Source organism: Pseudarthrobacter sp. NKDBFgelt (genome assembly GCF_046097905.1).
Classification (GTDB): Bacteria; Actinomycetota; Actinomycetes; order Actinomycetales; family Micrococcaceae; genus Arthrobacter; species Arthrobacter polychromogenes.
The window spans coordinates 1-16,284 of the sequence record NZ_JBJURL010000029.1 but is presented as its reverse complement, the minus strand read 5'-3'; the positions used below and the strand labels follow the sequence as shown (position 1 = coordinate 16,284).

Below are 16,284 nucleotides of genomic sequence, written 5' to 3'. Positions count from 1 at the left end.
TCTGGACAAAAACTCCGACGGCAGGGACGTAAAATCCCTGCATGACCTCTTCCATCCGAAAGGCGGCAGCGGACGACGCCGGCGCGCTGGCTGCGCTGGCGGCTGTCACCTTTCCGCTGGCGTGCCCGCCGTCGGCGTCACCTGATGACATCGCAGCGCACCTTGCGAACACGCTCAGTGAACGCCACTTTCAGGACTACCTGGCCGATCCGGACACCACCATCCTGGTGATCGACCGCGGGGGGCTGCGTGGCTACAGCCTGCTGGTGAACCGGCCGCCCGAAGACCCGGACGTCGTTGCGGCGCTGGGAATCGTTCCGTCAGTGGAGCTGAGCAAGTGCTACGTCCACCCGGAACACCACGGGCTCGGGGCCGCCGCCGAACTGATGCACGCCAGCCTCCAGGCGGCGGCGGAAGCCGGCGGCCGGGGCGTCTGGCTGGGAGTCAACAGCCAGAACGCCCGGGCCATCCGGTTTTATGGGAAGTCCGGGTTCCGCAAGGTGGGAACCAAGTCATTCCGGCTGGGCAGCGCGGTTGAACACGACTTCGTGCTTGAGCGGGAGGTTCCCTGACTGGTCCGCACTGCTCCTGTCAGGCGCCCTGGGCCGGATAGACCTGGGGCGGGTAGGCCAGGGGCGGACGTGGCTCGGCGAGGAGTTTAAGGCCGGGCGGCAGCCCATCAATGCTGCCGCCCGTTCCGTGGGCCCTGATGGTGATCCGGGAGGTGTCCAGCAGGACGTTCGCGGCCTGGAAGTCGCCCAGGGCCTCCGGCAGGATGGGCGCGAGGTGCACCACTCCGCGGGTGAACACGGGGTCGAACCGGAGGAGCGCGCGGATCAGCTGCACCGGCGCAGCAGCAGCCCAGGCCTGCGGCGAGCATGCGGTTGGGTACGGCACAGGAGCTTCGAACTCGCCGCGGTCAAAGCCGCAGAAGAGTTCGGGCAGCCTGCCATCGAAGTGTTCGGCGGCGTCGAAGAGACCGGTGGCCAGCTGCCGGGCCTCCTCTACGAACCCGTAGCGCATCAGCCCGGTGGCAACCAGGGCGGAATCATGGGGCCACACTGAACCGTTGTGGTAACTGACGGGGTTGTAGGCGCCCATGTCGGAACCCAGGGTGCGGATCCCCCAGCCGGTAAACATCTGCGGCGACATCAGGTGCTCAACGACGGATGCCGCCTTATCCTCATCCACGATGCCCATCCACAGGCAGTGCCCCATGTTTGAAGTACAGGCGTCCACGGGCCGCTTGTCCTTATCCAATGCCACGGCGAAATAGCCCTTGTCCGGCAGCCAGAACTTCTCGTTGAAAGCAGCCTTCAACTCGGCGGCGCGCGCCTCCCAGTGCTGTTCCAGGGCGCGGTCGCCGCTCCAGCGGGCCAGCAGGGACCGGCCCACGTAGGCGCCGTAGACGTAGGCCTGGACTTCGCAGAGGGCAATGGGCGCCTCTGCCATGGTGCCATCAGCGAAGTTGATGCCGTCCCAGGAGTCTTTCCAACCCTGGTTGACGAGCCCGTGGTCATTGGGCCGGATGTACTCCACGAACCCGTCACCGTCGCGGTCGCCGTAATGCTCGATCCAGTCCAGTGCACGGTCCACATGGGGAAGCAATGGTTCAACGATGTCCCGTGACAGGCCCCATCTGCTGAGTTCCCCGACGAGGGCCGCGAACAGCGGGGTTGCATCCGCGGTTCCGTAATAGGCTGTACCTCCCAATGCCAGGCCTGCGGTGACGCCCAGCCGGACTTCGTGCGGGATGCGCCCCGGTTCCTCCTCTGAATCCTGGTCCACCTTCGTCCCCTGGAGACCGGCCAAAGTCTGCAGCGTCCCTGCCGCCAACGTGGGATCAACCATGAGGCTCATGTAGGAGGCCAGGATGGAGTCACGCCCGAACAGAGCCATGAACCAGGGTGCGCCGGCCGCCACAGCTGCACGCTCGGGGTGGTGCGGATCAAAAATGCGGAGTGAACCCAGGTCGCTCTGGCTGCGGTTCAGGACGTTCTGCAGGTTGGCGTCCGCCACGGTGATCACCGGGACCTTCTGCTCCCAGTTGCGGTGCCGGCGGACGCCTTCCCGGTGGTGTGGGGGCCCGGCCTCGGAGAAGGCTCCGGCCGGAGCCTCGCCGTTGATCAGGGGAACCACGATGACGCTGGTGGCCCACTTGCCGCGGGGCGGGACGGTCACGTGGAAGCGGAGCCCGTCTGTAGTTACGTCGGCACCGCGGGCGCGGACAGCGGTGCCGCGCCGCTGCCCGTTGCGGGCGCTTTCGATCACAAGCTGGCCGTCGCGGACCGTGCGGACAGAGTCCGGGTGCCGGGAGCTCCGCCCGACCTTGACATCAAAAAGGTCGGACTGGTCTGCGTCCACAAAAAGCTCAACCTCGCACTCCACAGGCTCCGCCGAGTAGTTTTCCAGCGTGATGTCATCCTGCAGGCCAGGGCCGACGTGGCGGTGCTGCCGCACCACCAGGGGGCCATCAAACTGGCGTCGGGACCCTTTTGCCCTGCCAACGAACACAGCTTCGAAGGGTTTGGGCCGCTGCGCGCCCAGAGGCTCGCGGAGGGAGCCATTGATTCTCAGGATCCAGTGGGAAACAATGCGCGTGTCCTGGAAAAAGGCTCCGTAGGTACCGCTGTCAGCGCTGATGTCCCCCGTTCCGGAAGAAATGCAGAATGAGGACCCCTCCACCACCGTGACCGAACCTGACTCTGAGGCAGCGGCTTCGGTGTCGGCGTTCCATGCAGTCATGAAGGGGCTCCTTCGGTTAGGGGCGGGCTCCTGCCGGGGATCCGAAGACTGCCCGCCCCTTAAAGATTCTGGTGCAAGCCGGCGGCATGCGGAACCCCTGCGGGCATCTTGCCCCCAAGGAGATCCCCGAACAGCCGCAAGTAATCGTTCACCATGCGTTCTTCACTGAACCGTTGCTCCACCGTCCGCCGGCACAGCGCGCGGTCCAGGCCCGCTGCCTTATGGACAAGGCCGGCCAGCTGGTCGGTGGACCCCAGGAATCCGGTCCGCCCGTGATCGATGATTTCGGGCGCTGAGCCTGCTGGGGTGCCGATGACCGGCGTGCCGGTGGCCAGTGCCTCAATCATGACCAGGCCGAATGGTTCGGGCCACTGAATCGGGTTCAGGAACGCGATTGCCTCCCCCATCAGCCGGTACTTCGCCGCGTCATCCATTTCCCCCATAAAGTCTTCGTTCGGCCCCAGAATGGGTTCGATGACGTCGCGGAAATAGGTGACCTCATCCTGCTCGCGCACTTTGACCGCGATCCTCAGCGGTATTCCTGCCTCCCGGGCGATCCTCACGGCTTCCAACAGCCCCTTGTCCCGGGAAGCCCTCCCTACGAAGCAGAGGTACCCACCGCGGCCGGACCCTACAGGCACCGAGGCGATATCCATCCCATGATGGATCACCCGGGTCACGGGCACGTCCGGAGCGTGCGAAGCCTGGTCACGGGAAATCGCAATCACCGCGGCCCTACGGGCAATTGCACCGTAGATGTCAGCCGCGCCGGCGTCGAGCCTGCAGTGGATCGTCGTCACCACGGGGATCCCCTCTGGCCTGTGCAGATACAAAGGCCCGGCCAGAGTGTGGTCATGGATGATGTCCACGCCACCCATTCCCGCATAGGCGCGTGCTACCTGGCTGAGTTCGGAGAGTGTCCGGTTCAGCTGGTGCGGGACCGAGGTCCTCATGCCAGGAGCCAGGGGCACCGGGCAGGAGCTGTCCGACGGCGCCGCCAGCAACACCTCGTGCCCGGCAGCGGCAAAGCCCCTGGCCAGGCTGTCCACAACCCGCTCAGTTCCGCCGTAAGTAGATGGTGGAACCGGTATCCAGGGTCCAGCAACGAGTCCTATCCGCATCCCTGACCTCCAGGAAAAATGACAGGCCGGGCTCCCCAGTGGGCCGGGCGCCTCCGCGGAACCTGGCCAGGCCCGCGGCGCTGTTGGAGTGCGATACCCCGAGGGCGTCTGCATAACCCACAATCTGACTATTGCCCACGAACTGTACGGGGACAAGGCCTACTGAGAGGTATCTAACACGGGGCCAAGGAATGACCGCAGCATCGGCGGGGTTGTTGGGACCATGAAGATTGAAATCTGGTCCGACGTCGCGTGCCCGTGGTGCTACATCGGCAAGCGCCGCTTTGAAGCCGCCCTGGCAGCGTTTCCGCACCGGGATGCGGTGGAGGTGACCTGGCGGAGCTACCAGCTCGACCCCGCCCTTCCCGAACACTACGACGGAACCGAGCTGGACTACCTGAGCACCCGCAAGGGCATGCCGCCGCAGCAGGTTTCACAGATGTTCGACCACGTAGCCCAGGAAGCGAGGGGCGAAGGGCTGAACTACCGCTTCGATTCCGTGGTTGTGGCCAACAGCTTCACGACACACCGACTGATCCACCTCGCTGCCGCGCACGGCAAGCAGGACGCCGCCAAGGAGCGCCTGCTCAGTGACCACTTCGAGCATGGCAAGGACATCGGCAGCCGCGAGTACCTGACGTCGCTGGCGGTGGGCCTGGGCATCGGCGTGGCCGAGGTGGACGAGCTGTTCACCACGGACAAGTATGCGGATGACGTCCGATTCGACGTCGAAGAGGGGCGGTCCCTGGGTATCAGCGGTGTCCCGTTCTTTGTCATCGACCGGAAGTTCGGCCTTTCCGGGGCCCAGCCTACGGAGACGTTCTCGGCAGCCCTGGACCAGGCATGGCAGGACGCCAACCCGCTGGTGCTGGTCAATTCCGCGGAGGGCGGAGCCTGCGGGCCGGACGGCTGCCCCGCCTAAAGAGCGCCAAGGAAATGTCAGGGCGTTTACTGACACATCGCGGTAAAGTGTCTGTATGCCCAGGATTTCAGCGGCCAGCAACGCCGAGCAGCGAGCGGACACCCAGCGCCGCATCCTCACCGCCTTCGGCGAACTCCTCTTCTCCCACGGCCTGCCCGGCCTGACCATGACGGACGTGGCCCGGCATGCGGGCGTGGGCCGGACCGCCGTGTACAACTACTACGCGGACATCGAGGAGCTGCTGATCTCCTACGCCCTCGATGAGACCGAGAAGTTCCTCTCCGAACTGCGGGACTCCCTGGGGCAGCTGGACAACCCCGTGGACCGGCTCGCCCTGTACGTCCGCGCCCAGGTGGTCGACCTCAGCCGCCGCCACCTGCCGCCGGGACCCGCCATGGGAGCCGTGCTGTCGCCGTCGTCCTTTGCCAAGCTCGCTGACCACGTTGGCGAGCTCAGCGTCCTGCTGCAGGGCATCCTGCGGGACGGAATGGAGCAGGGCTACCTGCCGGCGGCCGACATCAACCAGCAGGCACAGCTCATCCTGGGCACGTTGTCCTCCAGCGCAGCCAGGGGCAGTGACGAGCCCGCCGAACTGGAAGCACGCGTGGCCCGGACCGTCCGCTTCATCCAGCTCGGTGCCGGCGCCAGGTTCGACGACGACGGCCGCCCCATCAGGGTAAGCCCCCTTCCGGCTGTGGCCGGCTGACGTACCCGCCGAAGTTCACGGTGTGGGCGCCGCCGACGGGAAGACTGGCCACTTGTCGTCGTCCGCAACTCGGCGGCTTTCCCGCGGACAGCTGAGGGTTCCCGGCGTCTGGTCAACGAGGTCCGGCGGCGTGAGCGCCGAGTAGTCCTGGGCAAGGATCACGTCCACGCTCCCGTCCGTCCTGCTGTCCTGGAAGTAGTCCGAGCCCGGCAGGTTCCGCTGGACGCTGAACGCCGCAGACTGCCCGGCCGCTCCCGAAATCACGGCGGCAGCCCCACGGTAGCCCGCATCAACGTTGGACACGGCGCCCACCACGAACTTCCTGGCCAGGAACTCATCCGCCACTGAACGTGCCAGCCCGGGCCGGCTGGTGGAGTTGTACACGTTCAGGTTGATCTGGTCGTTCGGGGTGTAGTCGAACGTTGCGGCCGGGCAGGTGGAGACGGATTGTTCCGCGGGCGCCGCTGCGGGGATCTTCAGCTGCCCGTTGATGATCGCCAACGCCGTGATGATGGCCGCTGCGATGAGGCCCACAAGCAGGACCAGGACAACCCCGTGCAGCACGCGCCGGCGCACGCGAGCTGTTTCGTCGGCCCGGGCGGCCCCAAAAGTGGCACGCAGTTCCGGGCCGGTGACGACGTGGTGGCCGTGGAGGACGCTGACGTCCTGCTGCTTCTTCCTAGCCATCTATCACCAGGACACGGGCGTGGATTGCGGTGCGCTGGTGCAGGGCGGTGCGGACGGCACGGTGCAGCCCGTCCTCCAGGTAGAGGGTTCCCTGGTACTGCACCACATGCGGGAACAGGTCACCGAAAAAAGTGGAATCTTCAGCCAGCAGCGCTTCCAGGTCAAGGGTGCGCTTGGTGGTCACCAGCTCGTCCAGCCGGACAGGACGCGGCGGGAGCGACGCCCACTCCTTGGGCGTCGTGTAACCATGGTCGGGGTAAGGGCGGCCCTCGCCCACAGCTTTGAATATCACCTTGCCACACTAGGCATCCTGCGGGCCCAGCGAAAGTACCCGGCGGTTCCTTCCGCAGGTTGTGGCCAAACAGTAACCATGGCCTGCCTGCAGCCACCGCCGGTACCGGCCGCCGTGGGCGCTGTGGAAGGTTCAGCTGACAGAATGGAGGCATGACAGCCTCCGAGTCCCCTGCCGTGTCCGCACCCGGAATCCACGCGCCTGCCATGCCGCCGCTGGCACTCCTGCTCGATGTGGACGGGCCTGTGGCAAGCCCGGTGACCCGGGACGTGAAGCGGGAGATCATCGATGACCTGGTGGCCCTCGCGGCTGCGGGGATTCCCGTTGTTTTCAACACAGGGCGTTCCGACGCTTTCATCCGGGAACAGGTGATGGAGCCCATGATCGCCGCCGGCATCCCGGCAGGGACCATCATCCACGCCATCTGCGAAAAGGGCGCCGTGTGGTTCAGCTACACCGCAGCCGGACCCGGCCCCGTCCACGTGGACCGGGAGCTCGCCGTGCCCGCGGCTTACGGGGACGACATCCGGCGCATGGTGGCGGAGGACTATGCCGAGCACATGTTCTTTGATGAGACCAAGCGCGCCATGGTGTCCGTGGAGCAGCACATCGAGGTACCCAGCGCCGATTACCTCGCAGAGCAGAAACTCTTCGACGCCGACGCCATGGAACTGATGGCCCGGCACGGGCTTGGCGTGGTCCGGCTGGACCACCACGCCCCCAATTCCGACGACGAGGTGGACTACCGGGTGGACCCCACCATCATCTCCACGGACATCGAGTCGGTGCGGCTTGGGAAGGACCTGGGCGCCAGCCGGGCAGTGGAACTGCTCGCCGCGCAGGGCATCACCCCGGCGGCCTGGCGGACAGTGGGCGATTCGCGCACCGACTACGCCATGGCCGACTGGCTTCACCACAACGATCACGCGGTTAAGCATGTGGACGTCCGCCCGGCCGACGGCATCCCGGAGAAACCGTACCCGGTCCTGACGGCCGGGGACCTGGGGCTTGAGGCGTCCGTTATCCACGACGACGCCGGCGGGGCTTTCCTGCGCAGCTGGCGGGAGGCGCTGGGCGCCTAAGCCGGTTCCCCGGCCCCGGGAACCTGCCCGAAACCTGCTGTTTAAGCCGCCCGGCTATCATGCAGGTAAGAACGCTTACTTTGACGAGCACGGAGACGACCATTACAGAAGCACCGGTTCAAGACGAGGTCTACTACGGAGGCCAGGCATCCGTAGAGGAACAATTCCACGCGGAGATCACTTCCCCCGAAGCTGAGCAGCGGCTTAACCCCCGCCCTGATGTCATCACGCATAAGGGCCGCATCGCGCTGATCAACCAGACCAGGACCCCTTACCAGGCCATGGTGGAGGACCTCCTGTTCGTGCGCAACGTGCTGGCCAATGCGGACCTTGCGTACCTGCTGGTCAGGGGCAACAACGACCGGCCGGTCATTGCCCTGGACTGGAAAGACCGGAAGAAGCTGCGGGTGGCCCTGGTGGAAGCCTGCCGGGACGAGCCGTTCTACTCCATGACGGTGGATGCCAAGAAGAAGACCTCGCTGCTGGTTGCGGACGGCGAGCTTTCCACCAACCGGCAGGCGCGCATCTTCCGCCTGTACCGGCCCCGTGTGGAACCCAACGGCGGCTTCGAGTTCGGCTCTTCCGCGGGTGTGCAGATTGAGCTTTGGTCCTTCAAGGCCAATGAGATCATCCTGCCGATCGAGAACTCCCTCACGCGCAGGACCCTGCTCCGCCAGGATGCCGTCCGCGGCACCGTGGAGCGGTACGGCCACACCTGGCCCACCATCGAGAACATGTTCGCCGACCACGCCAGCGACATCAGCTTCGACATCGACCTGGTGTTCTCCTGGGTGGACGGAAGCTCCCCCGAGTACATTGCCGCCCGGCGTGCCCAGCAGAAGGACGTTGTCCTGGGCGAAGGCGACGACCACGAGGCCCGTTTCCGGCAAATCAACGAACTCAAATACGCACTCCGGTCCGTGTACATGTTCGCCCCGTGGATCCGCCGCATCTTCATCGCCACGGACTCACCGGCTCCTGAGTGGCTGGCGGACCATCCCTCGGTGACCATTGTCCGCAGTGAAGAGTTCTTCTCGGACCCCTCGGTGCTTCCCACGCATAATTCGCAGGCGGTGGAGTGCCAACTCCACAACATCGAAGGACTCTCGGAGCACTTCCTGTATTCGAACGACGACATGTTCTTCGGCCGGCCGGTCAGCCCGGACCTGTTTTTCACGCCCGGCGGCATCACCAAGTTCGTCGAGGCGGAAACCCGGATCGGCCTGGGTGAGAACGCCGTTGAGCGGAGCGGGTTCGAGAACGCAGCCCGCGTTAACCGCAAGCTGCTGTGGAACCGGTTCGGGCGGATCACCACCCGCCACCTGGAGCACTGTGCGGCACCGCTGCGCCGCAGCGTGGTGTCAAAGATGGAGCGCGAGTTCCCGGAAGAGTTCCGGAAGACGGCTGCCAGCCGTTTCCGGGCGGCGGACAACATCTCCGTCACCAACTCGTTCTACCACTACTACGCACTGCTCACCGGCCGGGCGGTAACCCAGACGGCGGCGAAGGTCCGCTACATCGACACCACCATGAAATCGGGGCTGAAGTACCTGCCCAAGCTCCTGGCCAAGCGGAACATGGACTTCTTCTGCCTGAACGACGGCAGTTTCCCGGAAGTGCCGGCCGACGAGCGCGCTGCACTGGTCACCGATTTCCTGGACAAGTACTTCCCCATCAAGGCGCCCTGGGAAAAATAGGGCTTAAAACAAAGGTCCGTGCCGCTGGCGGCACGGACCTTTGCTTTATGCTCCTAGCGGCTGGTGGGCAGCCCGAGCTTCGCGCTGCTCCGCTGCTTGGCGCTTTCCGGAATCCGGACCCCGGCGGCGTCCAGGCGCCGCTTTGTCTCTTCCGGGGAGACGTACTCGCCCACCGTCGTCGAACGTCCCATGGGAACCACCGAGTGCACGATTGTGTGCTCGTAGACGTGGACCAGGTTGAAGGACTGGCCGCCGTCCTGCCCCCTGGTGCCTCCGATGGGGACGTTCAGGTCCTGGGTGTAGCAGCTGGCTGAGGCCACGGAAACGGGGATACCGGCAAAGCTCGCCGTCGTCGAGTAATGCAGGTGGCCGGCAAGGATGGTGCGGACATCCGAGTTCCGTACCACAGCCTCCAGCGAGGCCTGGTCCCGCAGCTCCACCAGGACCGAAAGATCCAGGACTGACGGAACGGGCGGGTGGTGCAGCGCCAGGATGGTGCCGTCGGGGGCCGGAGTGTCCAGTTGCCGTGTGAGCCACTCAAGCTGGGAGGTGCTCAGTTCACCGTGGTGGTATCCGGGCACGGTGGTGTCCATTGTGATGACGCGGAGCCCGTTGATGAAGTAGCTCTTGTCCACGGGCCCGTCGTCGGCGGGCTCATCCAGCAGGCCCGTCCTGAAGTTGGCACGGTTGTCGTGGTTGCCCATCGCCCAAATGACCTTGGCCCCGAGCTCCTCGCAGGCTGGATCAACGATGGCCCGGAGCTTGACGTAGGCCTCGGGATCGCCCTTGTCGGCAAGGTCCCCCGTGAAGATGACGGCCTCGGGCCGCGCACCGGAGGCCTTGACCTCTTCGAAGAGCTGAATGAGCCGGGCTTCGCTGTCAACGACGCCGTAAAGGGGGTCCGGACCTCCCATCAAGTGGGGATCGCTCAGGTGGAGAAGGAAGTGGCGTGGCCGGGGATGTTCGGCCTCGATGTGCTCCATTGCTGCCTCTGTGGTCGGTGGGAAACGGCGCTTCCCTTGTACCCTTCAGTAAGGTTTATCCAATCAGACATTTGGCAAACTTTGGGTAAATCGCCGTGGCTGATGTGGAAAAAGTTGCAAGAACTGCGCTTTTGCGTGGCTGCGTTCGGCGCAGCGGCGCATTTTTATCCGAGGGCGTTCTCGACGGCGTCGATCACCTCCGCCGAGTCAGGTTCCACTGTGGGCGCAAAGCGTCCCATCACTTCCCCTTCCCGGCTGACAAGGAACTTCTCGAAGTTCCACTTAACCAATCCGGGCAACAGTCCTGTCTTGAACTTGGTGAGCTCCGTGTAGAGCGGGTGCTGGCCCCTGCCGCGGACGTCCGCCTTCACGGTCAGAGGGAATGTCACCCCGAAGTTCCGCTGGCAGAACTCGGCGATCTCGCTGTCACTGCCAGGTTCCTGCCCGGCGAACTGGTTGCACGGGACGCCGAGGATCTCGAACCCGCGGTCCCTGAACTTTTCGTAGAGCGTCTCCAGGCCGGCGTACTGGGGCGTGAACCCACAGTTGGAGGCTACGTTCACCACCATCACCACTTTTCCCTTGAACATGCCGAAGTCGGTGGCGGTGCCGTCGTTCAGGGTCAATGGGATCGGGTACAGGGATGTCACAGGTTGCGTCCTCGGAAAGTTGTTCATGCCTGGAATTCGTTACCGGCGAACCACTGTACTGGTCCGGGCTTGGAGTTTCCTGGGTGAACTTCCGGCTGGATCTTAGGGTTCCGGGGTCGCGTACGTGCCTGTTGGCAGCGGCTCTGGCTCTGTGGTCTCAATCGGTGCCGGAATCGGCTCGACTGAAAAGGTCGCAGTGGGCGCCGGTGCGGGCTCAATCGGCGCAGGCTCAACCGGTGTGGGCGCGGGCTCAACCGGCGCAGGCTGAACCGGTGTAGGCGCGGGCTCAACCGGCGCAGGCTGGACCGGTGTGGGTGCGGGCTCAATCGGCACAGGCGGGACCGGTGTGGGTGCGGGCTCAATCGGCGCAGGCGGGGGTTCAACCGGTGCAGGAACCACGGGCGCAGGCTCCGGCTCAACCGGTGCAGGCGGTGGCTCAACCGGTGTCGGTGTTACCGTTCCCGGATCCGTCGGGGTCGGAGTGCCCGGCTCCGTCGGGGTCGGTGTGCCCGTCTCCGGATCCGACGGCGCCGGCGACGGCGTCGGCGTCGGCGTCGGTGTTGGCGTGCCCGTCTCCGACGGTGTTGGCGTACCCGTCTCCGTCTCAGTCGGGGACGGCGTCGGCGTGCCCGTCTCCGTCTCCGTCGGGGACGGCGTCGGCGTGCCCGTCCCGGTCTCCGTCGCGGACGGCGTCGGCGTGCCATACCCGGCCCACGCAGTCGGCGACGGCGTTCCGGAGTCCGCGGGCCTCAGGGTCGACAGCCAGGATGCCGGCCCAGAAGGAGACCCAGCCGCCGTCGTCGGGGCCTTGACCCAGCGGGGAGCCGGAGGAGGCTCGTTGCCCTGGCCCACCGGGATGGTCCAGCGTATGGGCCCGGTGGACGGAGCGTCGGTGCCCGGCAGGTATGACCGCAGGTCAGCCGGTCCGCCGCCGAAAGCCCGGACCGGGATCAGGCGCCACTTCTGGGGGCTCACGTGGTGCCCGTCGAGGATTGTTTCGAAGTGCAGGTGGCATCCCGTCGACCATCCGGTGGAGCCCACCCGCGCAATGGCTTCCCCGGCGTTGACGGAATCCCCGCTGCGGACGGCGATGGACTCCAGGTGGTTGTAGGTGGTGATAAGCCCGTTGCCGTGGTCAATCTCAACCCGGTTGCCGCCGCCCCAGGGATGCCAGCCCGCGGCGCGCACCTTTCCCGAGTCAGCCGCGTAGACCTGGGTGCCGCAGGGAGCCGCATAGTCCTGGCCAAGGTGGAAATCGCCCGCTGTTCCGGACAGCGGACTTACCCGGAGTCCGAAGGGCGACGAGGGGGCCAACTGCTTGAGGGGAGCCATCAGGTACCCCGCCGGCGGCCTGCCCACCCCTGTCAGCTCCACGGCCAGGGAAGACGGGGTCTCATCTCCGTGGCCACTTACCAGCGGACGCGGGAAGGCGATGTCAACATCTGGGTCGCTCAGGATGGCCGCGGTCAGGGGGCCTGCAACAAGGCCGTCCAACGTCGGGGCGCCCGTCTCCGTGCTGCCGTGCCGGTCTGGACTGGTGCCGGTACTGGAGCCAGCCGGAATCCCCACGGCACCCATGCCTGCGCCGGGACGGATAACGGAGGCCGCAACGGTCCCCGCTTCAGGTGCGGGGCCGGAAGGGTTCACGGCCCAGACGGCCATGGCCAGCACCCCGCTGGCCGCCACAGCTCGCACAACGGGCAGGCACAACCCTTTGGGGCTTGTGGCGTCCTTCCCGGATACCGCGTGATTGCCCATGAGACTGACTCCAGGACGTGACTGGCCGCCCCTGTCTTGACGGTATCTCCCATGGGAACATACGGGCCGGGACCCTGGGAACCCTGCAGCGGGACACTGCGGTTTTTTTGTGGATGACCGCTGTCCGGTTGCTGCCACCGGGTAGTCCGTTCACGAACCTGGACAGCCCGGGTTGTGCTTACGATTAGCCCAAGAGCGGGGTTTGCCGCAGGAGGGCGTGCGTAATGAAGAACATCCTGAGTCCCATCAAGAAACGCCTTGTCCACACGTTCAGCAACGGCTCCGAGGGCGTTCCGCAGTGGCAGCTCGATCTGGCGAAGGGGGACGACCCTGGCTACCACCTGCCCGGTTCCGCGGTGTGGGCGGTGCATGGTTCCATGTCGCCCATCGTCGCCGGGATCCGCACACTGCTGATGCAGTCCCTCCACCCCGGAGCTCTTGCCGGCGTCCACGAACATTCAAACTTCCGCGAGGATCCGCTGGGCAGGCTGGCAAACACTATCCGCTGGATCTTCACGGTGACATACGGTTCCACCGAAGCCGCGGAGAACGCCTCACGCCGGGTGCGCCGCCTGCACGAGGCAGTCCAGGGCAGTTACAGCGACAACCTCGGAACGCAGCGCGACTACAGTGCCAACGACCCGGAACTGGCCAGCTGGATCCACCTTGCTTTCACGGACGCGTTCCTGACAGCCCACAAAATCTGGGGTGGCGCCATACCCGGCGGCCCCGACGCCTATGTCCGCGAGTGGTCCCAGGCGGGCCGACTGATGGGAGTGGAGGAACCGCCGCTGAGCGAGGCGGAGATGCACAGGCAACTGGACCGCTGGTACCAGAGCGATGAGCTCCGCGTCGACAGCCGGGTGGCGGAGACGGTGGAGTTCATCCGCAACCCGCCTTTGAACCGGGTGCTCCGGCCGGGCTACCGGATCCTGTTTGCCGGTGCGGTGTACAGCCTGGAGCCAAGGTACCGCCAGATGCTCGGACTGGCTGTACCACGGCTGGGACCCGTGACGCTGCCGGTGAGGCTCGCAACCAAGCTGGTTCTCGGCGTCGTACGCCTGGCGTTGGGGCGCAGGGGCCCCAGCGAACTGGCCGCCAGGGAGCGCCTTCGCCGGCTGGGCGTGCCGGGCGCTGACGCGTGACGGCGTACTCGCCTCTGCCACAAGCTGAGAAACGAAAGAACCCGGCCCCGGCGGATGCCGAAGCCGGGTTCTTAACCGGCGGAGAATGGGGGATTTGAACCCCCGAGGGCGTTAACCCAACACGCGTTCCAGGCGTGCGCCATAGGCCGCTAGGCGAATTCTCCAACTGCTTCTGAATCAAAAGCAGATACTAGATTACCTGATCTTTTCCGCATCGCCCAATTGGCCCCCGGGTGCGCGGCCGGAAGTACAGCCGAAGGCGCTGCCGGCCGGGCGGCTTCACGCCTGCGCGGATGCTCTTTTAACCACGAAATGGACGCCCCCAACGCGTCCATTCCCCGGACACCGTTGAGCTGCCGGGTCCGGCCCCGTTCAGCCAGGCCACGCAGCTCACAACCTTGAGATTGCCCCAATCGGTGTATATACCCATGATCAAGGGCACCGGCAGGATAAGCAACGACTTTCGTCCACCACGCCCACCCGGTTCCGGCAGGATGAAGCTATGAGCGAGCTGCACGCACTGGTGATCTATGTCCCGCATACTCACACTGAGGCGCTCCTCACAGCCATCGGCGGCGCCGGAGCGGGCAGGATCGGCAAGTATTCGCACTGTTCCTTCGTCACGCCGGGGACGGGCCGCTTTACTCCCCTGGACGGCGCAGAACCGTACCTTGGACGGGTCGGCGAGCCGGAAGAAGCCGCCGAGGACAGAATCGAATGCGTGGTTGAAGAGCCTCTGCTGGAAGGGGTCATCGCCGCCGTGCGGGCAACGCATCCGTACGAGGAGCCTGCCTTCATGAGCTGGCCGGTGGAAAGCTGGCGAACGGCGGACGGCCGATTCGAGTCGGGCAGCAAGTTCGGGTAAAGTGTCTGACGGCCCCTCATGTGGCGTCATCCTGTTGAACTCCCCCAGGACCGGAAGGTAGCAAGGGTAAATGGGCTCTGGCGGGTGCATGGGGGGTCTTTACTATTCCCCCACAGGGCGGCAGGATGTCGGCCCGGATTGGTAGGGTTTTCTCTGTGACAGTTACTACCGCCCTCTACCGCAGGTACCGTCCAGACTCCTTTGCAGACGTTATCGGGCAGGAACATGTCACCGAGCCGTTGATGACCGCTTTGCGGAAAAACCGGGTCAACCACGCCTATCTTTTCTCGGGGCCAAGGGGCTGCGGCAAAACCACCTCCGCACGGATCCTGGCGCGCTGCCTCAACTGCGCCCAGGGCCCCACTGACACCCCTTGCGGGACGTGCCCCAGCTGCGTTGAGCTTGCCCGCGGCGGCTCAGGCTCCCTGGATGTCATCGAGATCGACGCCGCAAGCCACGGCGGCGTGGACGATGCCCGGGACCTCCGCGAGCGCGCTACCTACGCCCCGGTGCGTGACCGCTACAAGATCTTCATCATTGACGAGGCCCACATGGTCACGTCAGCCGGCTTCAACGCCCTGCTGAAGATCGTTGAAGAACCACCGGAACACATCAAGTTCATCTTTGCCACCACGGAACCGGACAAGGTCATCGGGACCATCCGCTCCCGCACCCACCACTACCCTTTCCGGCTGGTGCCGCCGGAGCCGCTGATGGCCTACCTTGAGCTGCTGTGCAACCAGGAGAACGTTCCTGTGGCCCCGGGGGTCCTGTCATTGGTAATCCGCGCCGGCGGCGGTTCCGTCCGAGACTCGCTTTCTGTCCTGGACCAGCTGATGGCCGGTGCAGGCCCGAACGGCCTGGACTACGAACTTGCCGTCGCCCTCCTGGGCTACACCCACGCTTCGCTGCTCGATGACGTGGTTGAAGCCGTGGCCGCATCCGATGCCGCCACCGTTTTCCGGGCCGTGGACCGGGTCATCCAAACCGGCCATGATCCCCGCCGCTTCGTGGAGGACCTGCTGGAACGCTTCCGGGACCTCATCATTGTCCAGGCCATGCCGGAAAGCGCCCAGACCATACTTCGCGGCATGCCCGCGGACCAGATTGCCCGGCTGAAGAACCAGGCCCACAACCTGGGTGCCGCCGAGCTGTCGCGGGCCGCAGACGTCACCAACACGGCACTGACCGAGATGACCGGTGCCACCTCCCCGCGGCTGCACCTCGAGCTGCTGTGCGCCAGGATCCTGCTGCCCAGCTCTGAGCAGAACGAGCGCGGCATGGCCGCACGGATAGACCGTGTGGAACGCCGGCTGAACTACGCCGGGAACGACGTCGGTGCTCCCGCCGCCCCAGGTGCGCCCCGCACCGCGGCGGACGATTCCCCCACGCCTCAAGCGGGGGCACATCCGGCCCCTGCCCCGGCAGCAGTACCCGTTTCTCCTGCCGCTCCGGCAGCGGGTAGAGTTTCTGGTGGCGGACAAGCTTCTCCTGCCGCTCCGGCAGCGGGTGGGGCTTCTGGCGCGCCTGCCGCCCCGCGATCGCCTGCAGTGTCCGCCGCTTCGAGCACGCCCGCGGGCACGTCGGAGGCTTCGCCCTCGACGCCGGTTCCTGCTTCGGCGTCGGCCAGA

At 65.6% G+C, this 16,284-nt stretch carries 15 protein-coding genes, 1 tRNA gene and 1 other RNA gene; 9 read left to right on the top strand and 8 right to left on the bottom strand.

Features of this window, described 5'->3' with window-relative positions; all coding sequences use genetic code 11:
- The first annotated feature begins 41 nt into the window (after positions 1–41).
- Positions 42–572 carry a GNAT family N-acetyltransferase gene (locus ACKAE7_RS09795; protein ID WP_408979045.1) on the top strand — a complete coding sequence of 177 codons (531 nt, stop codon included), beginning with the start codon at positions 42–44 and terminating at the stop codon, positions 570–572.
- 19 nt (positions 573–591) lie between these two features.
- Here ACKAE7_RS09795 and ACKAE7_RS09790 read toward each other — a convergent pair whose 3' ends face one another.
- Entirely contained in the window at positions 592–2,745 is a 2,154-nt protein-coding gene (locus tag ACKAE7_RS09790) for an amylo-alpha-1,6-glucosidase (protein ID WP_188811444.1), read from the bottom strand.
- 59 nt (positions 2,746–2,804) lie between these two features.
- Positions 2,805–3,866, bottom strand: a complete 1,062-nt coding sequence (locus ACKAE7_RS09785) for a glycosyltransferase family 4 protein (RefSeq protein WP_188811442.1) — start codon at positions 3,864–3,866, stop codon at positions 2,805–2,807.
- A 223-nt stretch (positions 3,867–4,089) separates the two neighbouring features.
- On the opposite strand from ACKAE7_RS09785, the gene ACKAE7_RS09780 reads away from it, so the two are divergent.
- The gene (locus ACKAE7_RS09780; RefSeq protein ID WP_408979044.1) at positions 4,090–4,788 is read left to right on the top strand and encodes a DsbA family oxidoreductase; all 699 of its coding nucleotides are present in this window, start codon (positions 4,090–4,092) and stop codon (positions 4,786–4,788) included.
- Between the two features lie 55 nt (positions 4,789–4,843).
- Positions 4,844–5,494: a TetR/AcrR family transcriptional regulator gene (locus ACKAE7_RS09775; protein WP_188731871.1), complete on the top strand. Its 651-nt coding sequence runs from the start codon at positions 4,844–4,846 to the stop codon at positions 5,492–5,494.
- Between the two features lie 15 nt (positions 5,495–5,509).
- On the opposite strand, the gene ACKAE7_RS09770 is transcribed toward ACKAE7_RS09775, so the two are convergent.
- On the bottom strand, positions 5,510–6,181 hold the full coding sequence (locus ACKAE7_RS09770) for a LytR C-terminal domain-containing protein (protein WP_408979043.1): 672 nt from the start codon (positions 6,179–6,181) through the stop codon (positions 5,510–5,512).
- Positions 6,174–6,473 (bottom strand): type II toxin-antitoxin system VapB family antitoxin, encoded by a 300-nt coding sequence (locus ACKAE7_RS09765; protein ID WP_102976783.1) that lies wholly within the window; start codon positions 6,471–6,473, stop codon positions 6,174–6,176. The genes ACKAE7_RS09770 and ACKAE7_RS09765 overlap by 8 nt, the downstream gene beginning before the upstream one ends.
- 152 nt (positions 6,474–6,625) lie before the next feature.
- Here ACKAE7_RS09765 and ACKAE7_RS09760 point away from each other — a divergent pair, with 152 nt between their 5' ends.
- Positions 6,626–7,555 (top strand): hypothetical protein, encoded by a 930-nt coding sequence (locus ACKAE7_RS09760; protein ID WP_408979042.1) that lies wholly within the window; start codon positions 6,626–6,628, stop codon positions 7,553–7,555.
- A 59-nt stretch (positions 7,556–7,614) separates the two neighbouring features.
- Positions 7,615–9,252 (top strand): stealth family protein, encoded by a 1,638-nt coding sequence (locus ACKAE7_RS09755; RefSeq protein WP_188811434.1) that lies wholly within the window; start codon positions 7,615–7,617, stop codon positions 9,250–9,252.
- A 53-nt stretch (positions 9,253–9,305) separates the two neighbouring features.
- Here the strand turns inward: ACKAE7_RS09755 and ACKAE7_RS09750 are convergent, their stop codons facing one another.
- The 3 genes from ACKAE7_RS09750 to ACKAE7_RS09740 all read right to left on the bottom strand — a co-directional run bounded on the left by ACKAE7_RS09750 (position 9,306) and on the right by ACKAE7_RS09740 (position 12,217).
- The gene (locus tag ACKAE7_RS09750) at positions 9,306–10,235 is read right to left on the bottom strand and encodes a phosphodiesterase (protein WP_188811433.1); all 930 of its coding nucleotides are present in this window, start codon (positions 10,233–10,235) and stop codon (positions 9,306–9,308) included.
- A 164-nt stretch (positions 10,236–10,399) separates the two neighbouring features.
- Positions 10,400–10,885 (bottom strand): glutathione peroxidase, encoded by a 486-nt coding sequence (locus ACKAE7_RS09745; protein ID WP_321201472.1) that lies wholly within the window; start codon positions 10,883–10,885, stop codon positions 10,400–10,402.
- Positions 10,886–10,987: 102 nt separating this feature from the next.
- Positions 10,988–12,217, bottom strand: a complete 1,230-nt coding sequence (locus tag ACKAE7_RS09740; protein ID WP_408979062.1) for a M23 family metallopeptidase — start codon at positions 12,215–12,217, stop codon at positions 10,988–10,990.
- 650 nt (positions 12,218–12,867) lie between these two features.
- Between ACKAE7_RS09740 and ACKAE7_RS09735 the strand changes: the two genes are divergently transcribed.
- Positions 12,868–13,788, top strand: coding sequence for an oxygenase MpaB family protein (locus tag ACKAE7_RS09735; RefSeq protein WP_408979041.1), 921 nt, complete (start codon positions 12,868–12,870; stop codon positions 13,786–13,788).
- A 79-nt stretch (positions 13,789–13,867) separates the two neighbouring features.
- On the opposite strand, the gene ACKAE7_RS09730 is transcribed toward ACKAE7_RS09735, so the two are convergent.
- Positions 13,868–13,952, bottom strand: a tRNA-Ser gene (locus ACKAE7_RS09730).
- A 338-nt stretch (positions 13,953–14,290) separates the two neighbouring features.
- Here ACKAE7_RS09730 and ACKAE7_RS09725 point away from each other — a divergent pair.
- The 3 genes from ACKAE7_RS09725 to ACKAE7_RS09715 all read left to right on the top strand — a co-directional run.
- Positions 14,291–14,653 carry a hypothetical protein gene (locus ACKAE7_RS09725; RefSeq protein ID WP_408979040.1) on the top strand — a complete coding sequence of 121 codons (363 nt, stop codon included), beginning with the start codon at positions 14,291–14,293 and terminating at the stop codon, positions 14,651–14,653.
- Positions 14,654–14,660: 7 nt separating this feature from the next.
- Positions 14,661–14,757, top strand: an RNA gene (gene ffs / locus ACKAE7_RS09720) — signal recognition particle sRNA small type.
- A gap of 51 nt (positions 14,758–14,808) precedes the next feature.
- Positions 14,809–16,284, top strand: a 1,476-nt coding sequence (locus tag ACKAE7_RS09715) for a DNA polymerase III subunit gamma and tau (protein ID WP_408979039.1), incomplete at its 3' end; no start/stop codon positions are given.

Coding starts and splice junctions, on each gene's coding strand:
- ACKAE7_RS09750 (WP_188811433.1), bottom strand. CDS start 10,235: ATGGAGCACATCGAGGCCGAACATCCCCGGCCACGCCACTTCCTTCTC.
- ACKAE7_RS09775 (WP_188731871.1), top strand. CDS start 4,844: ATGCCCAGGATTTCAGCGGCCAGCAACGCCGAGCAGCGAGCGGACACC.
- ACKAE7_RS09755 (WP_188811434.1), top strand. CDS start 7,615: ATGCAGGTAAGAACGCTTACTTTGACGAGCACGGAGACGACCATTACA.
- ACKAE7_RS09740 (WP_408979062.1), bottom strand. CDS start 12,217: ATGGCTCCCCTCAAGCAGTTGGCCCCCTCGTCGCCCTTCGGACTCCGG.
- ACKAE7_RS09795 (WP_408979045.1), top strand. CDS start 42: ATGACCTCTTCCATCCGAAAGGCGGCAGCGGACGACGCCGGCGCGCTG.
- ACKAE7_RS09790 (WP_188811444.1), bottom strand. CDS start 2,745: ATGACTGCATGGAACGCCGACACCGAAGCCGCTGCCTCAGAGTCAGGT.
- ACKAE7_RS09780 (WP_408979044.1), top strand. CDS start 4,090: ATGAAGATTGAAATCTGGTCCGACGTCGCGTGCCCGTGGTGCTACATC.
- ACKAE7_RS09770 (WP_408979043.1), bottom strand. CDS start 6,181: ATGGCTAGGAAGAAGCAGCAGGACGTCAGCGTCCTCCACGGCCACCAC.
- ACKAE7_RS09785 (WP_188811442.1), bottom strand. CDS start 3,866: ATGCGGATAGGACTCGTTGCTGGACCCTGGATACCGGTTCCACCATCT.
- ACKAE7_RS09725 (WP_408979040.1), top strand. CDS start 14,291: ATGAGCGAGCTGCACGCACTGGTGATCTATGTCCCGCATACTCACACT.
- ACKAE7_RS09760 (WP_408979042.1), top strand. CDS start 6,626: ATGACAGCCTCCGAGTCCCCTGCCGTGTCCGCACCCGGAATCCACGCG.
- ACKAE7_RS09735 (WP_408979041.1), top strand. CDS start 12,868: ATGAAGAACATCCTGAGTCCCATCAAGAAACGCCTTGTCCACACGTTC.